Below are 18432 nucleotides of genomic sequence, written 5' to 3' on the forward strand. Positions count from 1 at the left end.
GCTGAGGCCCTTAACTCCTGACAATTAATAGAGCCGCTAACTTTATCAGGAATTTTTTTATCAGCATAGTCAGATTTATTACCCTACTGGCGATAAACCACAATCTCGTCAAATTACACGCCTCAGTAAACAGCATGCTTATTTTCATGACTAAAATTTGTTTCCTACCCAAAGTGGGTCATCAGTCAACTTTCATACAAATCGCACAAATATTAAACAATAGAATCATATTGTAATGAATGTATTAGCGCTTAACTCATCAACATTACTCATATAAGTGTCGAATAATTATCCAAGTAAGCGAAATCATTCATAACATGTCCCAATAAATGAGCAGCGTCACATAATTTATTTTTTCACTGACTAAAATAAATCACATCCAGCACATTGCGATATGTACCTGAATCGATTCATTGGTGTTGCGAATAAATCATCAGCAGTACGCTGATATTGTGACTATCATAATAGATTCAATATGTACCGAAGTGTGATGGGGAATTACTGGTTTTATGTTACGTGCGAGAACTCAATTCTGAGTTAACTGAGGGGGTAGCGAGTGAGTATAGCTATTATCATTGGCACACATGGGGTTGCAGCAGAACAACTGCTAAAAACCACTGAAATGCTTATAGGCGAACAAGAAAATGTCGCCTATATCGATTTCGTCCCAGGTGAGAATGCCGACACGTTAGTTGAGAAGTACACAGCTAAACTGGAAGGGTTGGAGACCAGTGCGGGAGTGATCTTCCTGGTTGATACCTGGGGTGGTAGCCCGTTTAACGCTGCCAGCCGAATTGTTACTGACAAAGAGAATTACGAAGTCATCGCTGGCGTTAACATTCCAATGCTAGTGGAAACCTTTATGGCCCGTGATGATAATCCATCATTTGCCGAATTGGTTGGTATTGCATTGGAAACCGGTCGTGCCGGTGTTAAGGCGCTTAAAACATCTCAAGTCGAGCCCGAAACAAAACCTGCTGCTGTACGCAAAGCGGCTGCAGCTCCTGCCGTCGCTTTAGGCCCGGATGATCATATGAAGATCGGGCTGGCGCGTATTGATGACCGCCTGATTCATGGTCAGGTCGCGACTCGCTGGACCAAAGAAACTAACGTAAACCGCATTATTGTGGTCAGTGACGAAGTCGCCGCTGACAAAATGCGTAGCACCTTGCTCAAACAGGTTGCTCCTCCGGGTGTCACCGCACACGTAGTTGATGTTGAGAAAGCTATCCGTGTTTACAACAACCCGCAATATGCCAAAGACCGGGTCATGTTGTTATTTACCAACCCAACCGACGTGGTGCGTTTGGTAGAGGGAGGCGTGGATATTAAGTCAGTCAATATTGGTGGTATGGCATTCCGTCAGGGTAAAACCCAGGTGAATAACGCCGTCTCTGTTGATGAAAAAGATGTTGAAGCTTTTAAAAAATTAAATGCTCGCGGTATTGAACTGGAAGTCCGAAAAGTCTCTTCGGATAGCCGACTCAAAATGATGGACTTAATTAGCAAACTTGATAAATAGCTTTACTAAAAACTACGTAGCAAGGTTATGCCCTGTTCTGTTTTGGAACTTGGTTATTTTTACTCAGCTTTTTTGGTCATAGGAGAAGTACAATGGAGATCACAACTCTTCAGATTGTGCTGATTTTCATAGTTGCCTGTATCGCCGGGATGGGTTCCATTCTGGATGAGTTCCAATTTCACCGTCCCCTCGTCGCCTGTACTCTGGTAGGTCTGGTTTTAGGTGATATGAAAACCGGTATTATTATCGGTGGTACCTTAGAAATGATCGCGCTCGGTTGGATGAACATCGGGGCTGCTGTAGCACCTGATGCCGCGCTGGCGTCAATTATTTCAACCATTCTGGTTATTGCTGGTGGCCAAGACATCGGTGCCGGTATTGCTCTGGCAATTCCGTTGGCAGCAGCCGGTCAGGTGTTAACCATTATCGTACGTACCATTACCGTGGCTTTCCAGCACGCCGCAGATGGTGCAGCCGAACGTGGCAGCCTACGAGCGATAACCTGGATCCACATTTCTGCCCTGTTCTTGCAGGCGATGCGTATCGCTATCCCTGCCCTGATCGTTGCCCTGTCTGTTGGGACATCTGAAGTTCAGATGCTGCTCAGTTCGATTCCTGATGTGGTTACCAGTGGCTTGAATATCGCCGGTGGTATGATCGTCGTAGTCGGTTACGCCATGGTTATCAACATGATGCGTGCTGGCTACCTGATGCCATTCTTCTATTTAGGTTTCGTCACTGCCGCATTCACCAACTTCAACCTGGTGGCCTTGGGTGTTATTGGCGTGGTTATGGCCCTGCTGTATATCCAGCTCAGTCCGAAATACAACAAGTCCCAAGTTGTACAGTCTGGCCCGTCAAATAACGATCTTGATAACGAATTAGACTAGGAAAAGGTGAGAGAAATGGTTGATACAACGACTGTTGATAAAACAACTACTGGTGAAAAGAAACTCACGCCCGCCGATATTCGCGGTGTGTTTATCCGCTCAAACCTCTTCCAAGGGTCGTGGAACTTCGAACGTATGCAGGCGCTGGGTTTCTGCTTCTCTATGGTACCGGCAATTCGTCGCCTGTATCCTGAGAACTCGGAAGAGCGTAAGCAGGCAATCAAACGCCATTTGGAATTCTTCAACACCCAACCCTTCGTTGCTGCCCCGATTTTGGGTGTCACGCTGGCGATGGAAGAGCAGAAAGCCAACGGTGCAGAGATTGACGATGCCGCAATCAACGGGATTAAAGTTGGCCTGATGGGGCCACTGGCCGGTGTCGGTGACCCCATTTTCTGGGGTACTGTGCGCCCGGTATTGGCAGCTCTCGGTGCCGGTATCGCGATGAGCGGTAGTTTGCTCGGCCCATTGCTATTCTTTGTTCTGTTTAACCTGGTTCGTTTGCTGACCCGTTATTATGGTGTGGCTTACGGTTATTCAAAAGGCGTCAATATCGTCAGCGATATGGACGGCGGCCTGCTGCAAAAACTGACGGAAGGGGCGTCTATCCTCGGCCTGTTTGTTATGGGGGCCTTGGTTAACAAATGGACGCACGTCAATATACCGGTTGTGGTGTCCAAAATAACCAACCCGGCGGGTGAGACGACCGTCACCACGGTGCAAACCATCCTGGATCAGTTGATGCCTGGCTTGGTACCGTTGCTGTTAACCTTCGGCTGTATGTGGCTGTTACGCCGTAAAGTTAACGCACTGTGGATTATTATGGGCTTCTTCGCCATCGGTATCTTCGGCTACTGGATTGGCTTCCTGGCACCATAATTTTCTGGTTAGATTTGGCAAAAACCGGGGGGTTACTCCCGGTTTTTTATTTAGGATAGATATCAATACCCAATAGATTTCAAAGTGCAGGAAGGCGGCAAACAAGTGAACCCCGATGAGCTTACACAGGTAAGTGATTCGGGTGAGCGAGAGCAGCCAACACATCTGCAATTTGAAAGATGAAGGGTATTTAGGAGTAAGTGCATGTCGGTTACGGATATTGTCTTAATTATTTTTATTGCCCTGTTACTGGCTTATGCCATCTATGATGAATTCATCATGAACATGATGAAAGGTAAAACCCGGCTGCAAATTCAACTTAAACGTAAAAGCAAAATCGACTGTGCCATTTTTGTCGGGCTGATTGCTATTCTTGTTTACAATAATGTCATGGCAAATGGCGACCCCTTAACCACTTATTTATTAGTGGGTTTAGCATTAATTGCGTTTTATCTCTCTTATATTCGCTGGCCGAAATTGTTGTTTAAAAATACAGGTTTCTTCTACGCTAATGCTTTTATTGAATATCGCCGAATAAAAAGTATGAATTTATCTGAAGATGGGATACTGGTGATTGATTTAGAGCAGCGCAGATTACTTATTCAGGTTCGGCAATTAGATGACTTAGAAAAGATTTATAATTTTTTCGTTGAGAATCAATCATAAAGTTAAATACAGGGAAATGAATCTATTGATAGTTCAGTTAATTGATTAATTTCCCGACACCTTCTCTCACCTCTCCCCCGCTTATTTCCACACCATTACTGATGCTTATATGGGCTATTTTTCATTAAAATTCCGATAATGAAAATCATTATCAATAGCATTGACTTACCATATTATTTTTGGGGTTGTCGTTCCTCGAATTTATATGTTAAGGTTGCGCCGTTCATGGGGAGTAGCCGGTTTCTATTCGTTATATTGAATTGATATATCGATATATAGAGACGCTCGTATCAACATACTCGTTTCATTTATTGGAACGTGGTGCGGGCAGCCAGGTAAGGTTGGCGAGACCATAGACACGTAGCTCCGTCGTTAGGTTGGGGGTGGGTTACGTGTATATGGAGCCGCCCGGCCGAGACTATTTCGATGAATCTATCTGCAACATTAGTGCTTGCTTTTGCTATGTCTATGGATGCCTTTGCTGCATCTATTGGTAAAGGTGCCAGCCTACATAAACCCCGTTTTAGAGAAGCTATCCGCACCGGTCTTATCTTTGGTGTGATAGAAGCTATTACCCCACTAATTGGTTGGTGCATTGGCCTATTCGCCAGTCAATATATTCTGGAATGGGACCACTGGATTGCCTTCAGCCTGCTGTTCATTCTGGGTTGCCGCATGATTTTTGAAGGCGCAAAACAGCAAGTCGAAGAAACCGAAAAAATGCGCAGTCACAGCTTCTGGGTTCTGGTGATGACAGCTATCGCCACCAGCCTTGATGCCATGGCAATTGGTGTTGGTTTGGCATTCCTGCAAGTGAACATTGTTCACACCGCAATGGCGATTGGGTTAGCCACCATGATTATGGCAACACTCGGGATGCTGATAGGCCGCTATATTGGCCCGCTGTTGGGTAAACGCGCTGAAATCATCGGGGGTATTGTGTTGATAGGTATCGGTTTTAATATCCTTTACGAGCACATTTATCGTCTCGCCTAACCTGATAGCCCTATCGTTAGTGCTTTTATTCTCGCCGTAAAATAAAGCGGGTAAGAGGAGCAAAAAGAAACCCCGCATTCGAGATGAATAGCGGGGTTTTTTATTCTATCAACTACCGGCAAATATCAATTCAGTATTAGAAGTCCATTGATACTGATAATTTAAGTGCTCGTGGGTCGCCCTGATAGATGTAAGTGCCAGAATCTTCAACCGACTCCCAGTAACGTTCGTTGGTCACGTTCTCAATATTCGCACGCCATGTCAGGCTGGTATCTTTCATTGGCATGGTATAACGCACCCCCAGATCCAGACGCGTCCAAGGTTTCAGTTTCAAGGTATTGGCTTCGTTGGCATATTGGGAACCAGAGCGCACTACCGTACCGGTTGCGGTCAGGCCTTCAACCACTGGAATATCATATTCGCCGCCAAACACTAACTGGTAGTTGGCAACACCGACGGCATCATTACCATTATTGGCGCTGTCAGCCGCTTTAGTCAGTTTAGGGTCTAACCAAGTTGCGCTCGCTAACAGACGGGTACCAAATACCGGCTCGCCGAATACATTCAATTCAATACCGCGGTTGCGCTGTTCACCGTAGAAACCATAGACGTTAGTCGCTGGATCAACCATACCCGTTGGTCGGGTGATTTCAAATAGAGCCAACGTACCACCGTAGCGTTGGTTATCAAACTTCACGCCGATTTCATTCTGTTTGGAATGAATAATGCCCGGAATTTGACCTGCGTTAACCACTGGCTTGCCATTAAATTGATAAGGTGCGGACTTGCCCGGCCCCAGCGCTTCAATGTGGTTAGCATACAGGGAGACTTTCTCCCACGGCTTCACCATGATGCCGTAAATAGGTGTCACTTTCATCGCATCCAGTGAACCGGCACTGTTTGGTACCCCACTGTCGAAGTTACGAATAGTGACTTCCTGCCGACGTACACCCAGCATCAATGACACTTTATCGTCCATCATTGACAAGGTATCAGACAATGAAAGACCGGAAGCACGAACCTGACTGGTCAGTTGAGGATCTTGACTATCACTCCCAATTATTGTCTGAGGGAAACCAATCACACCCGGATTATAGATATTGGTATCTTCTTGACCAGACATATTCCAAGCAGACTTAGTAGTCCGATAGTTAGCCGCATACCCCAGATTGACTTTATGGCTGATTGGGCCAGTATCAAAGTGGCCGCGAATACCGCCCAGACCGGCAACAGAGTCAGCAACATACGGCACATACAAGCGAGAAATGGTAGCATCACCATTATTATTCGTCAGCATCGGCGCGCCGTACTGACCGGTTTCTTCGTTACGACTGGCCCCCACAGAACCGTAAACTGTCCAGTTCTGGCTAACATCATACTCACTACGCAGCATACCGAAGGTGGTTTCCATATCGGTATACACCCATGACTGCCCATAGTTCAGGGTGGAAGATGGCGGTTCTGGGATAGCTGTCACCATATAATCACCGTTGGCATCTCTACTCAATCCAACATCAGTGCGCATATGATGAATAGTTTGCTTCTGGTAGCCGATATCCAATGAAGTACGAGCGCGGTCACCACGGTAATCAAGCCCGGTGGAAAGTGCGGTTAGGCGATTTTTCTCATCTTTGATGGCCGTTTCGCCTTCGCGGTGCAGCGCATTCACTCGCACGCCAAACTGATCGTCATCACCGTAACGGCGACCGATATCCAACGCCCCACCCACTTGAGAAGCTGAACCATAATCCACCGTAACGCGAGTTAACGGAGTATCACCGGCACGTTTAGGTTCGAGGTTAATCATCCCGCCCACACCGCTACCACTGGGTGAGATACCGTTAATGAAGGCATTGGCACCTTTAAACACCTCGACTCGCTCAACCATACTGGTTGACACGATCTGACGCGGTAAAACACCGAACAGGCCACCAAATGAGATATCGTCGCCATCAAGGTTGTAACCACGAATACGATAATTCTGCGACGGGTTGCCGTAACCGCGTACGTTTTGCACGGAAGCATCATTTTTTACGACATCAGCAATCGAGTTAGCTTGCTGATCTTCAATCATTTTGGAGGTATAGCTAATAACGTTAAATGGCACGTTGCGCGCGTCTTGCTGCCCAAGGAAGCCGATACGACCGCCATTCGCTACCTGACCATCTAAATAGGTTGGAATTAAATCATTACCACCGGCACGGAAAGTCTCCTGCGTCCCAACAACGGTGATGGTGTCATTTGTTTTGCTGTCTTCAGCTTTAGCTGTAGCCGCTGTCGCGCTGGTTTTTTTGGCGTTTTCAGCTGTGCTATCTGTGGCCGCAGCCGCCCATGAGGAAGCGGATAGCGTCCCTAATGCGGCACCGATCATGACGCACAACAGGCGCGGAGCCCGCCGTTTCTGATGTGCGCGAGAAGAAATAGTTTGATTCATCGTTTTGATGCCCCTGAGTTTCACAAAATGATTACAAATGAGAATGCTTATTATAAGGATTCAGAATTATCCGGATAACATCTACCGATGCAAGCATTTCTGCACATCCAGAGGATTATTTTTCGTGTCGTGAATAAATTAGATGGGTTATGTAATAGACATGATCGCTGGCAGTAACGTTATTGCCTGAGGAGATGCAAACGAAACTAAAGTAAAAATATTCTGAAAATGTATTTACAGAGCGCGGGATTAATTCCGTGCTTCCCACTTAAGTCATTTATTTATACATTTCACCGGCCAATTTGCCCCTATTATTAATAAGGTGAACTATTATTACTTATCCATATTGACTCATCCCCCACCGCCAGAAGCCTTGTAAACAGTGGTGTTGCCGCCATAAATAATCCTATAATTAGGCTTTTGAATTCTTTCACTTTATTCCTGATAATAAAAATCTTATTACATTATTTTCGATGTTAGCGATAAACTAGTACATCACATTTATCGCGATAACAGATTTAAACCATCTGGGTTTAGTTCTGCGTAGCAACAGTTTACTGAATAAAAATTCAAGGAATACAGGAATGGCTTTGCATCCGGCATCATTTGACGATCACATTTTTCGGCTATTAATCGAAGCCGTAGATGACTACGCCATATATATCATTGATGCCCAAGGACATATCCTTACCTGGAACAATGGTGCCGAGCGCAATACTGGCTACAATGCCGATGAAATCATTGGCCAATCTTTCGAGCTGTTTTACACCCCTGAAGATTTAGCCACCCAATTGCCCGCCAAAGGCCTGCTGCATGCCAACCAACTTGGCCATTATGAGAATCAGGGCTGGCGAGTTCGCAAAAATGGTAAGCGCTTCTGGGGGCATATCACCCTTAGCGCATTGCATGACTCAGACCATAATTTGCAGGGTTTTGTGCAAGTTACCCGTGATCTAACCGACAAATGGCAGCGGGAAAATGCTTTGCGAAAAAGTGAAGAGCAGTTTCGCCATCTGATAAGTGAAGTCGAAGATTACGCTATCTACATGATAGATACTCATGGGCGTATTCTGACCTGGAATAAAGGCGGTGAGCGCAATGAAGGCTATACCAGTGACGAAATCATTGGCGAGCATTTTGCCTTGCTGTTCACACCAGAAGACATTTCCGCAGGTCTGCCAGAGAAATCACTGGCAAAAGCCATTGCCGAGGGTAATTTCCAGACCGAAGGCTGGCATGTGCGCAAAAATGGTATTCGTTACTGGGCCAGTGTGGCCATTAACCCGATGCATGATGACAGCGGGAAGTTGTTAGGTTTTACCAAAATTGTCCGCGACCTGACTGAACGACGCCAGCGCGAAGAAGCCTTACGCATCAGCGAAGAACGTTTTCGCCTGATGGTCGATACCGTTGAAGATTATGCCATTTTAATGCTGGACCCTTGGGGCCGCGTCAATACCTGGAACCACGGCGCAGAGCGTAATATGGGCTATGCCAGCAATGAAATAATCGGCCAACATTTTGGCTGTTTCTTTTTGCCCGAAGATATCGCCGCCGGGCTACCAGAGAAATTACTGAAAACCTCCGCTTCGGCCAGTCGGGTGGAACGTGAGGGCTGGCTGGTACGAAAAGATATGACCCGCTATTGGGCTGTTACCGTGATTACCGTGGTGCATGACCACCATGGCAAGCTGCTGGGTTATGCCAAAATAATCCGCGATATGAGCGAGCGAAAACAACGGGAAGATGCGCTGCGTGCCAGTGAAATAGCGCGCTATGAAGAGCGGGAGCAATTGCATCGGGTGCTGTCATCCATTCAGGAGGGAATTATCTCTCTTGATACTGAAGGCCGCGTTGTATTAATGAATCCTAAAGCTGAAGAAATGACCGGCCGCAGCCAGAATGAATCTTGTGGCTTGCCCATTGAAGAAGTTTTTATCTTGTGGTCCCCGCTACAGGATAAAAATCAATTAGTTGCCATAAATCAGTGCCTGGCCGAAGGGCGTCATACCTTATTGCCCGAAGGCAGCCAGCTGTTATCCAGCCAGGGAGAGCGCCAGGAGATTCGTTGCTCCGCCTCACCGATTCGTGATCGTGACAATCTGCTTACCGGTGCTGTGGTAGTTTTCCAGGATGTCACGCGCGCGCGCCATGAGCAGCGAGAGTTACAGTATCAGGCCAATCATGACATGTTGACCGGCTTGATAAATCGACGGAGACTGGAAGAACGCCTCAATCAGGCCATCAGCCAGTTGGGTCAGGATGAGCAGCATATCCTCTGTTATGTCGATTTAGATTACTTTAAGGATGTGAATGACAGCGCCGGCCACGAGGCTGGGGATATGGTGCTGCGAATGGTAGCGCAAACCATGCAACAAGCGGTGCGCGAAAATGATATTGTGGCGCGTTTAGGCGGTGATGAGTTCGCTATTGTGCTATTTAATTGCCAGAATAAACCCGCAACAGAAGTGTTGGAAAGAGTTGTTGCCGACATTGCCTCAATCCAATTCCATTGGCACGGTCAATCCTATTCCTTTACCGCAAGCCTTGGAGCGGTATCATTGAATAGGCAAACAGAAACGGCAGCACAAGCTATGCGTCAGGCCGATATTGCCTGTTACGCGGCAAAACATGCTGGCCGCAACCGCTTATCACTTTCGCTATAACTCGACCTCTCTTTTAGCAGGTGACTATAGGGTCACCTGCACCCTCAATGACACAATTTTTACAAGGTTATCTTGATGGCATGTCCAGCAATTAGACCCCGGTCAAAATATCGATTTCAGCAGTGTGATATATAAATATCATCACCTGATTAATTGGAAAAATAACTATGCCGTACTTTACGGTCAGTATCGTTTTGCATAACGCCGTAGAAGGCGATTACGATTCTCTTAATAAGAAAATGATTGATGCTGGGTTTACTTGTCTTATCGGTAGGGAGAAAGTCTATAAATTACCAGAGGGAGAGTTCAATTACGGTAGTGGTACATTGAATAAACAGGAAGTTGCTGATTTAGCACTAAAAGTTGCAGAACAGATACGATTCATCCCCTCTATTTTAGTCACTGAATCTGGAGGGAGAACCTGGCGCAATTTAGATCTAAAATAACTCATCCATTATAAACACTATATTTTAAAAATTTAACTTAAGTTAATTGCTAATCCTCCACCAGGGATTATAACACTACCTCATTAAGATAATAATATTTATCCCTAAGGGGAATTATGCGCTCGTCATTTATTTAGACATTATGAAATAACGAGCAATCACTTATATTAGCTTCTCGTCGCTGCTTAATGTAGCACTCGCAAGATCTTCTCTACGGCGATGAACGGCGATAACAAAATCGGTTTCACAGACAAAGGACTGCCGGGCAGCGAGTTCTTGTCCAGTTTCAATGGAAGCGCGCCAGGCAAAAGGCGTCATCTGCAATAAATTGAAGCTTTGTTTACCGGTTAACTTCATTTCGTAGGCCAATTTTTCACTGCTAATCAGATCAAACCCATCCAAATGCTCTGGCGTATCGTCGTGAAGTTGTACTTGAGCATAAATCAGGGCTTTTAACTGATAGAGATGGCGCGGGCCAGGCGCAACAGTAACAACGATGCCACCGGGTTTCACTGTGCGAGCCAATTCCGTTGCCTTACAGGGGGCATAAATACGTAACACTGCATCAAGAGCATGATTAGCAAAAGGTAACCGATGGCTCGACGCTACACAGAAACTCACTTGAGGATAGCGTTTTGCTCCGTATCTGACGGCGACTTTGGCAACATCTAACCCGAAAATAGCCATCTGACGCTGCCGATTTAATCGGTCCGCCACTGCGGCGGTGTAATAACCTTCGCCACAACCGATATCCAACAACATAGCGGCATCCAGTGGCAGCGCCTTATCCAGCATATCGCAAACCTGCTGTTGCAAGGGTTGATAATAACCCGCATCCAGAAAAGCCCGCCGAGCCTGCATCATCTCTGGGCTATCCCCTGGCTGTTTCGACCCTTTATGCTGCACCGGCATTAAATTGACGTAACCCTCTTTGGCGCAATCAAACTGGTGATTATTGCTGCAACGCCACTGTTGCGGGCTTTGCTGCAAGGCCTGATGACAAAGGGGGCACTGATAAGACATGGTTGAATCCCAGGTAACTGATTAATAACCGCCAGAAATACCGGCAGACGCGGCGTTAGTCTAAAGAAGCGCAGATACTGTTGCAAGCCACGGTTTCCCTTTGTGAATCAACCGAGATTAACTATGCCGAATCACATTGACGGGAATCGCATCGGGCTTCACATTCATGGTGCGTAAAATTTGCCCCATAATATCGCTAAATACCGGTGCTGATACTGCGCCACCATAGTATTTGCCCCCTTGAGGATTGTTAATCACCACCACCAAAGCAAAACGAGGCTGACTGGCGGGAGCAACACCGGCGGTATACGCCACATATTTATCAATGTACTGACCATTGGGCCCAATCTTCTTGGCTGTCCCGGTTTTCACAGCCACCCGATATCCCCGCACTGCGGCTTTCACCCCACCGCCGCCAGGCAATGCTACACTTTCCATCATATGCTCCACCTGACGTACCAACTCTTCGGGGAATATACGCTGGCCCAATACCGGCGGATCAACCTTAGTAATAGACAAGGGTCGGTAAATACCGAAGCTGCCGATAGTGGCATAAACTCGAGCCAGTTGCAGCGGTGTCACCATCAAGCCATAGCCGAACGAGAATGTCGCGCGGTCTAAATCACTCCAACGCTGCCGATGTGGCATTAACCCACTGCTTTCACCGGTAAGCCCTAACTGAGTTGGCTTACCCAAACCAAAAGCTGAGTAGGTCTGCACTAATGCAGACGCGGGCATCGCCAGAGCCAGTCGCGATACGCCAACGTCGCTGGATTTTTGCAGCACACCGGTCAGTGACAAAGCCGGATAAAGCGCCACATCTTTGATAAGGTGCCCACTCAATATATAGGGGTGAGTGTCCAGCACTGCATCAGGTTTCACTATATGGCGCTCTAATGCCGTCATGACCACCATCGGTTTCACTGTTGAACCGGGTTCAAAAATATCGCTGATCGCCCGATTGCGAAAATTCTCTTCAGGAGTGCCGACCCGATTATTGGGATTAAAGGTGGGATAGTTGGCCATCGCCAATACTTCGCCAGTGTTCACATCAATAACCACGGCAGAGCCGGAATCTGCTTTATTGAAGATGACGGCATTGGTCAATGCATGGGAGGCTTCCGTTTGGAGCCGTTCATCAATGCTGAGTTGAACATTTTGTCCTGGATGACTGTCGGTCGAGGAGATATCTTCAACCACCCGGCCGAAGCGATCTTTACGCACCACCCGGCTGCCGGCGGTGCCACTGAGGAGTGTATTAAAGCTTTTTTCTACTCCCTCAATCCCCTGATCATCAATATTGGTGAAACCCACCAGATTCGCGGCAATATCGCCCGACGGATAAAAGCGCCGTGACTCCTCTTTTATAGCAATACCAGGCAACCTCAGTCGTTGAATATATTCAGCAACATCAGGCTCAACTTGCCGAGCCAGATAGATAAAACGGGCATGTGGATTTTGGTGGATACGGCTATTGAGTTGGTCGAGGGGAATGTTAAGTTCCTGAGCCAAGGCCTGCCAGCGCTCTGAAACACCGACACCACCTTTATCCAATACCGTTGCAGGATCCGCCCAGATAGCCTCAACCGGCACGCTGACTGCTAGAGGATGTCCGTTTCTGTCGGTGATCATACCGCGCGTATTCGGTGTAGCGACCACACGTACTGAACGCATATCTTCTTCTTTTACCAACGGATCAGGTTCAATAATTTGCAACCAGGCAACTCTGGCTATCAGACCAATAAATGAAAGTAAAATGCAGCCACATAACAAGCTAAAACGCCAACGGATAAAGCTGGAAGAATCATTTTTTTGTTTAGAAATCACAAAGTTCAATCCTGAATGGTCGCTTGAATAACAGCAGCCATTAAACCCTATCCACAGCATCAATGAGTGCCAAAACAGTGATACAAGATGCGTTATTTTGCAACAATTCACTAACGGCGATTTAAAAGAAAAGGTGACTGGTCAATAAGTTAAAAAACGGCTTACACTGGATAGCGTCTTTTTTCTTCCTTAGGTAAGTCCTATGACTGATTTTTCACCTCATCTCAGCCGAATCACCACTATTTGCCATGGTTTTGGTAATAAATCTGCCCTATTACCTGACTGCCTCCAGCCTTATCAGGCATCACAAGCCAATAAAAAACAGGTTCATGGCACCACGATTATGGATGTAATAACGCCGGGGCAAGAATGTGGTGAAGCCGATGGCCTGTACACCACTCAATCTGGCATTTTATTAACTGTCTTGACGGCGGATTGTCTGCCGGTGATTTTCAGTCAACGGGATGGAAAAGGTATTGCAGTGGTTCACGCCGGTTGGCGCGGTTTATTAGATGGCATTATCTTAAGGATGGTTGAACGTATTGCCCGTGATGATAACCCAGAAAATTGGGTGGCCGCCATCGGGCCAGCCGCCCGCTCCTGCTGTTATGAAGTTAATGAAGAACTGGTGGAACGGTTTGTTAATGAATTACCGCTGGCAAAAAATATTATTTCGCCGCGTTTTCGCCACCTTAACTTAGCAGCCATAGCTGAGCACCAGTTACGAGGTGCTGGCATTCATCAAGTTGATAGGGTCGGTAGTTGTACAATATGTACCACCACGCCAGATGATGGGGATAATGCCCAGCCTCGTTTCAAATACACTAGTTTTCGCCGCACCAGCCAACAGCAAGCGATTGACCCAAGCCATCCCGGCATTAAAGGCCGTAATCAGTATTCGGGATTAATTATCTTGCCTTAACGGCTAGATTGAATTGATGCCGTTCCAGACACAAAAAAACCCGCACAAAGGCGGGTTTTTAACAGCAAAAGAGCTGATTAGATTGCAGTAACGTTTACTGCAGACGGACCTTTCTGACCGTCTTGGATTTCGAACTCTACGTTCTGGCCTTCAGCCAGGGTTTTGAAGCCATTACCCTGGATTGCAGAGAAGTGTACGAACACATCTTTGCTGCCGTCAGCTGGAGTGATGAAACCGAAACCTTTAGACTCGTTGAACCACTTAACTTGACCTTTGATCTTTGCCATCTTGAGTATTTCCTTTGGATTGTTTAACTCGCCCGTAGGCGTTTACATAGACAAACTAGAGTCGTTACTGCTTGAGGCACTAAGATAAGGATCGGCAGAGAAGCGGTATTCAACGCTAACGTCTTTACTCAGAACTTCTTTACTGAAAATGCCACACATATACAGAACTGTACCTCGTTTTACCCATATGCGTTATCACATACTCTGTATTCGATGGCAAGCCATTTTTAATCAAGGGTGAACCTGTCGCACATATTTGAAACGGTTGCTCATAAAGAATGCGTAAATATGCTAAAATTTGTTGAAGGTCATCGTATTTTCTGCTCTATTTTTTTATACTGTCCTATCCCGCTTTCTTACTGGTTTTTAACATTTAAGCTAACTCTTTTTATAATAATCCTTACGTAAACTCTTCTTGGTTTCCATCTCGAATGGATCGCTGAAAGCAGCATTGGTATAAAATTTATTGGTATTAAATATATAATAATTGAATATATCTCATGCTTAGTTTCTCTCGCAGCACCCTTCCATCAAGAGGTTTTGGTTTATCGATTTGTGAGACTAACCCCTTAGTTAACCTCAGATTATGTGCGGGGAAACAGTCGATCTAAAAATTCAAAAAAATGATATTTCTCAATTTAAGAGGATGTGGGAATGAGCACGGCAAAACAAGCAGAAAAAAATCGATTTTCTCTTCAAGAAAAACCGGTCAAAATATCGAACGCAACGATTAAATAATAGCCAAACAAATAACAACTTAATGTGTCATATAGATGCAATACGTTATCCGCAGGAGTGGAAATGCACCATCTAAGTGCAATAGCGCTTTATTTGTTGTGTATAAATATACTAAAAAACATGTCATTTTAGTCAATTAAGGTAATGGAAATGTCACTCATTTTACCCACCAATTGTGCTACAGGAAATAAAATAAGATATTTCTTGATGCTCTGTAATTAAATTTTCACTACTCTGGCGCACAGTTTAAAACTCTATATTACTTTCTCGTTATAGATTCGTTTAAGCTTGAGGTTATATTCTTCTCCTCATTTAAATATGCAGTATTAGTTATTAATTTTGATAGGTTTGAAGATTATCTGGTGCAAGGAAATCTTATTTTACCTTATCAGCATCAGAGAGCTATACCATGAGTTATAAACATCTTATTTCCGCGTGTATTTTCAGTAGCCTATGGTTGGGCCAGGTTAACGCGGTTCAGGCAGAAGACAAATCACCATCAAGCAATACCTCTACTGGCCAACAAAGCGAGCTATCTGTCGAAAATGACAACCTATGGCAACGCCTGTTGCGTAATATTTCTCTCGCGTGGGATTCGCCCAACCAAGAGTTGTATATTCCTCTGAACACGTGGCACAACCGCTGGACCTATGATGATGACAAGATAGAGTCATACAATGAGCGTCCTTGGGGCATCGGCTACGGCAAGTATCGCTATGATGAGAACAATAACTGGCACGCAGTATATGCGATGGCGTTTATGGACTCGCATAATGAAGTTGAGCCGATTATAGGTTATGGCTATCAAAAGATGTGGATCCCAGGGGAAATGGACGGCTGGCGTTTTGGGGTAGGTTTTACGGCCAGTATTACCGCACGTCATGAATACCATTACATTCCAATTCCATTACCATTGCCGCTTATCTCTATTGAATATAATAAATTTGCACTACAAACCACCTATATTCCCGGCACTTATAATAATGGTAATGTATTGTTTACCTGGATGCGTTGGCAATTCTAATTGGATATATCATTCAATACATTTAACCATAATATTAAAGTGGTTATATGTCGTTATTAAGAACCAATCTCAATTAGAGTTAATAATTTCAGAAAAAGACGATATCCCTCACCTATTATAGAATGGGAGTTATCTATCTTATTTATTGCTGATAATGTAAACGATGGATTGTTTTTTAAGTAAAAAATAACCGGGCTTCGTTGTTGCTGCCCGGCTATTTTAATGCCATATAACAATCTAATCAGACAGTGCTGGAGTCCTTCAATTTCGATTGGCTATTCTTACTTTTCCGGCGAGTTAGCATAAATCCGCACCACAATAGTGCAATCCATGCCGGCATCATCAGTACTGAGATCTGAATCCCATCGGTTAGGTACATGATGACCAGAATCAGCATCAGGAATACCAGACACAGATAATTACCGTAGGGATACCAAAGTGCTTTGAAGCGTGGCTCTACACCTTCTCGCACTTTGGCGGCACGGAATTTCAAGTGTGCCAAACAGATCATGACCCAATTGATAACTAGTGTTGATACCACCAGTGCCATCAGTAATTCAAACGCCTTACCTGGCATGACATAGTTAATGACCACACCGGCAGAAGTCGCCAAGGCTGAAAGTGCGATTGATAAAATTGGCACTCCGCGTTTATTCACTTTGGTCAACACTTTGGGCGCGTTGCCTTGGGATGCCAGACCGAACAACATACGGCTATTGCAGTACACACCGCTGTTGTAAACCGACAGTGCCGCAGTCAACACCACCACGTTCAAAATTGTGGCGACCAGATTGCTATCCAAGGCATGGAAAATCATGACAAAAGGACTGCCGCCTTCCACTACCTTGCCCCACGGATAAAGTGATAAAAGCACGGCCAATGAGCCGATATAAAAAATAAGGATACGATAGACAACCTGATTGGTTGCTTTAGGAATACTGTGATGTGGGTCTTCAGCTTCTGCGGCAGTGATGCCCACCATTTCTAGCCCGCCGAAAGAAAACATAATCACCGCCATCGCCATCACTAATCCGCTAAAGCCATGAGGCATAAAGCCGCCCTGCGCCCAGAGGTTAGTGACAGAAGCATTTGGCCCGCCTGAGCCAGATGCCAACAGATACGCGCCAAATACAATCATACCGATAATGGCGGCAACCTTGATGATCGCGAACCAAAACTCAGTTTCACCATACATACGCACATTAACAAGATTGATGGCATTAATCAGAACAAAGAATATAGCGGCTGACACCCAGGTTGGAATTTCTGGCCACCAATATTGAATATAAATACCTACTGCGGTCAATTCGGCCATTCCGACCAAGATAAACATTGCCCAGTAGTTCCAACCAGACAAAAATCCGGCGAAATCGCCCCAGTATTTGTAGGCGAAGTGACTGAATGAACCGGCAACAGGTTCCTCAACAACCATTTCACCTAGCTGACGCATAATGAGAAATGCAATAAAACCGCCGATAGCATAACCCAATATTACTGAGGGGCCAGCCATTTTAATGGTTTGCGCTATCCCCAGAAATAGCCCGGTGCCAATGGCTCCACCTAGAGCAATTAGCTGAATATGGCGATTTTTTAAACCGCGTTTTAATGTTGAATCCTGCAACTGCTGTTCCATCCTATCCTCTGCCGCACTGTTACACACTAGCGTGGTAAAAAGCGCCTTTCGTAAATGAATCTGCGGCGGTTTTTTAACACTTAAACCTGCTTGCGGCAAGGATTAAGGTCATTAGTGGGTGACAGGATGAAAAACAATCGGCTAGCACTATATATGCCGAGTATTCTATTAGCTGAGGCTCTGGATATCCCTCAGAGATGCAACGCAGATATACCACATAACTTACTCAAATTTCGGGCACCAATCATTAATGTAGCCACATAGGACTGACGCCGGGTGACAACTTCGACAGCAACTCGATTATTCTTGTAGCGGATAAGATAAGTTGATGGCCAGCCTTGGCGGCGTTCGCCATAGGATTTTTGATGGTGGTCAATTGCAGCATGAGCAATAACCAAGTGTGACAAATTTGAATCACCTTTAATGATACGTTTCATCATCAGCTCCACGAAAGCAATCAAAAAACGCCTTACCGTTTG

The 18432-nt window shown here is 45.6% G+C and carries 16 protein-coding genes; 9 read left to right on the forward strand and 7 right to left on the reverse strand.

The features are described 5' to 3' along the window. Window positions 1-556: 556 nt before the first annotated feature. From manX to mntP, 5 genes are all read left to right on the forward strand, one after another. Window positions 557-1522 carry a PTS mannose transporter subunit IIAB gene (gene manX, locus QSV56_RS06490; protein WP_005170493.1) on the forward strand — a complete coding sequence of 322 codons (966 nt, stop codon included), beginning with the start codon at window positions 557-559 and terminating at the stop codon, window positions 1520-1522. A gap of 92 nt (window positions 1523-1614) precedes the next feature. Then, window positions 1615-2412 (forward strand): PTS mannose/fructose/sorbose transporter subunit IIC, encoded by a 798-nt coding sequence (locus QSV56_RS06495; RefSeq protein ID WP_004701713.1) that lies wholly within the window; start codon window positions 1615-1617, stop codon window positions 2410-2412. 15 nt (window positions 2413-2427) lie between these two features. Then, a complete protein-coding gene (locus QSV56_RS06500; protein WP_005163650.1) occupies window positions 2428-3291 on the forward strand; it encodes a PTS mannose transporter subunit IID in 864 nt (287 codons plus the stop codon). A 204-nt stretch (window positions 3292-3495) separates the two neighbouring features. Further along, window positions 3496-3957 (forward strand): DUF986 family protein, encoded by a 462-nt coding sequence (locus tag QSV56_RS06505; RefSeq protein ID WP_301211580.1) that lies wholly within the window; start codon window positions 3496-3498, stop codon window positions 3955-3957. A gap of 426 nt (window positions 3958-4383) precedes the next feature. After that, window positions 4384-4953 (forward strand): manganese efflux pump MntP, encoded by a 570-nt coding sequence (gene mntP / locus QSV56_RS06510; protein ID WP_005170500.1) that lies wholly within the window; start codon window positions 4384-4386, stop codon window positions 4951-4953. Between the two features lie 136 nt (window positions 4954-5089). Here the strand turns inward: mntP and QSV56_RS06515 are convergent, their stop codons facing one another. Next, on the reverse strand, window positions 5090-7387 hold the full coding sequence (locus QSV56_RS06515) for a TonB-dependent siderophore receptor (protein WP_301211583.1): 2298 nt from the start codon (window positions 7385-7387) through the stop codon (window positions 5090-5092). 584 nt (window positions 7388-7971) lie between these two features. Here QSV56_RS06515 and QSV56_RS06520 point away from each other — a divergent pair. Both QSV56_RS06520 and QSV56_RS06525 read left to right on the forward strand, forming a co-directional pair. Beyond that, window positions 7972-10053: a PAS domain S-box protein gene (locus tag QSV56_RS06520; RefSeq protein ID WP_019079721.1), complete on the forward strand. Its 2082-nt coding sequence runs from the start codon at window positions 7972-7974 to the stop codon at window positions 10051-10053. A 167-nt stretch (window positions 10054-10220) separates the two neighbouring features. After that, entirely contained in the window at window positions 10221-10499 is a 279-nt protein-coding gene (locus tag QSV56_RS06525; protein ID WP_005163660.1) for a hypothetical protein, read from the forward strand. A gap of 162 nt (window positions 10500-10661) precedes the next feature. Here QSV56_RS06525 and rlmA read toward each other — a convergent pair whose 3' ends face one another. Together rlmA and ftsI are read right to left on the reverse strand one after the other, a co-directional pair. Then, window positions 10662-11522, reverse strand: a complete 861-nt coding sequence (gene rlmA, locus QSV56_RS06530) for a 23S rRNA (guanine(745)-N(1))-methyltransferase (RefSeq protein WP_019083365.1) — start codon at window positions 11520-11522, stop codon at window positions 10662-10664. Between the two features lie 117 nt (window positions 11523-11639). Beyond that, window positions 11640-13349, reverse strand: a complete 1710-nt coding sequence (ftsI, locus tag QSV56_RS06535; protein ID WP_019083366.1) for a peptidoglycan glycosyltransferase FtsI — start codon at window positions 13347-13349, stop codon at window positions 11640-11642. Between the two features lie 202 nt (window positions 13350-13551). On the opposite strand from ftsI, the gene pgeF reads away from it, so the two are divergent. Then, window positions 13552-14271: a peptidoglycan editing factor PgeF gene (gene pgeF, locus QSV56_RS06540; protein ID WP_050130949.1), complete on the forward strand. Its 720-nt coding sequence runs from the start codon at window positions 13552-13554 to the stop codon at window positions 14269-14271. Between the two features lie 77 nt (window positions 14272-14348). Here the strand turns inward: pgeF and cspE are convergent, their stop codons facing one another. Together cspE and QSV56_RS06550 are read right to left on the reverse strand one after the other, a co-directional pair. Further along, a complete protein-coding gene (gene cspE, locus QSV56_RS06545; RefSeq protein ID WP_002221949.1) occupies window positions 14349-14558 on the reverse strand; it encodes a transcription antiterminator/RNA stability regulator CspE in 210 nt (69 codons plus the stop codon). Between the two features lie 42 nt (window positions 14559-14600). After that, window positions 14601-14717, reverse strand: coding sequence for a DUF2627 domain-containing protein (locus tag QSV56_RS06550; protein WP_002211058.1), 117 nt, complete (start codon window positions 14715-14717; stop codon window positions 14601-14603). 988 nt (window positions 14718-15705) lie between these two features. On the opposite strand from QSV56_RS06550, the gene pagP reads away from it, so the two are divergent. Beyond that, window positions 15706-16320 carry a lipid IV(A) palmitoyltransferase PagP gene (gene pagP, locus QSV56_RS06555; RefSeq protein ID WP_046050783.1) on the forward strand — a complete coding sequence of 205 codons (615 nt, stop codon included), beginning with the start codon at window positions 15706-15708 and terminating at the stop codon, window positions 16318-16320. Between the two features lie 241 nt (window positions 16321-16561). Here the strand turns inward: pagP and QSV56_RS06560 are convergent, their stop codons facing one another. Together QSV56_RS06560 and QSV56_RS06565 are read right to left on the reverse strand one after the other, a co-directional pair. Continuing rightward, complete coding sequence (locus tag QSV56_RS06560; protein WP_019079726.1) at window positions 16562-17953, reverse strand: amino acid permease; 1392 nt, start codon at window positions 17951-17953, stop codon at window positions 16562-16564. Between the two features lie 191 nt (window positions 17954-18144). Then, complete coding sequence (locus QSV56_RS06565; RefSeq protein WP_005163674.1) at window positions 18145-18390, reverse strand: DUF4060 family protein; 246 nt, start codon at window positions 18388-18390, stop codon at window positions 18145-18147. Window positions 18391-18432 lie beyond the last annotated feature (42 nt).

It is taken from the genome of Yersinia sp. 22-579 (assembly GCF_030433455.1).
In the GTDB taxonomy this organism is placed as follows: Bacteria; Pseudomonadota; Gammaproteobacteria; order Enterobacterales; family Enterobacteriaceae; genus Yersinia; species Yersinia enterocolitica.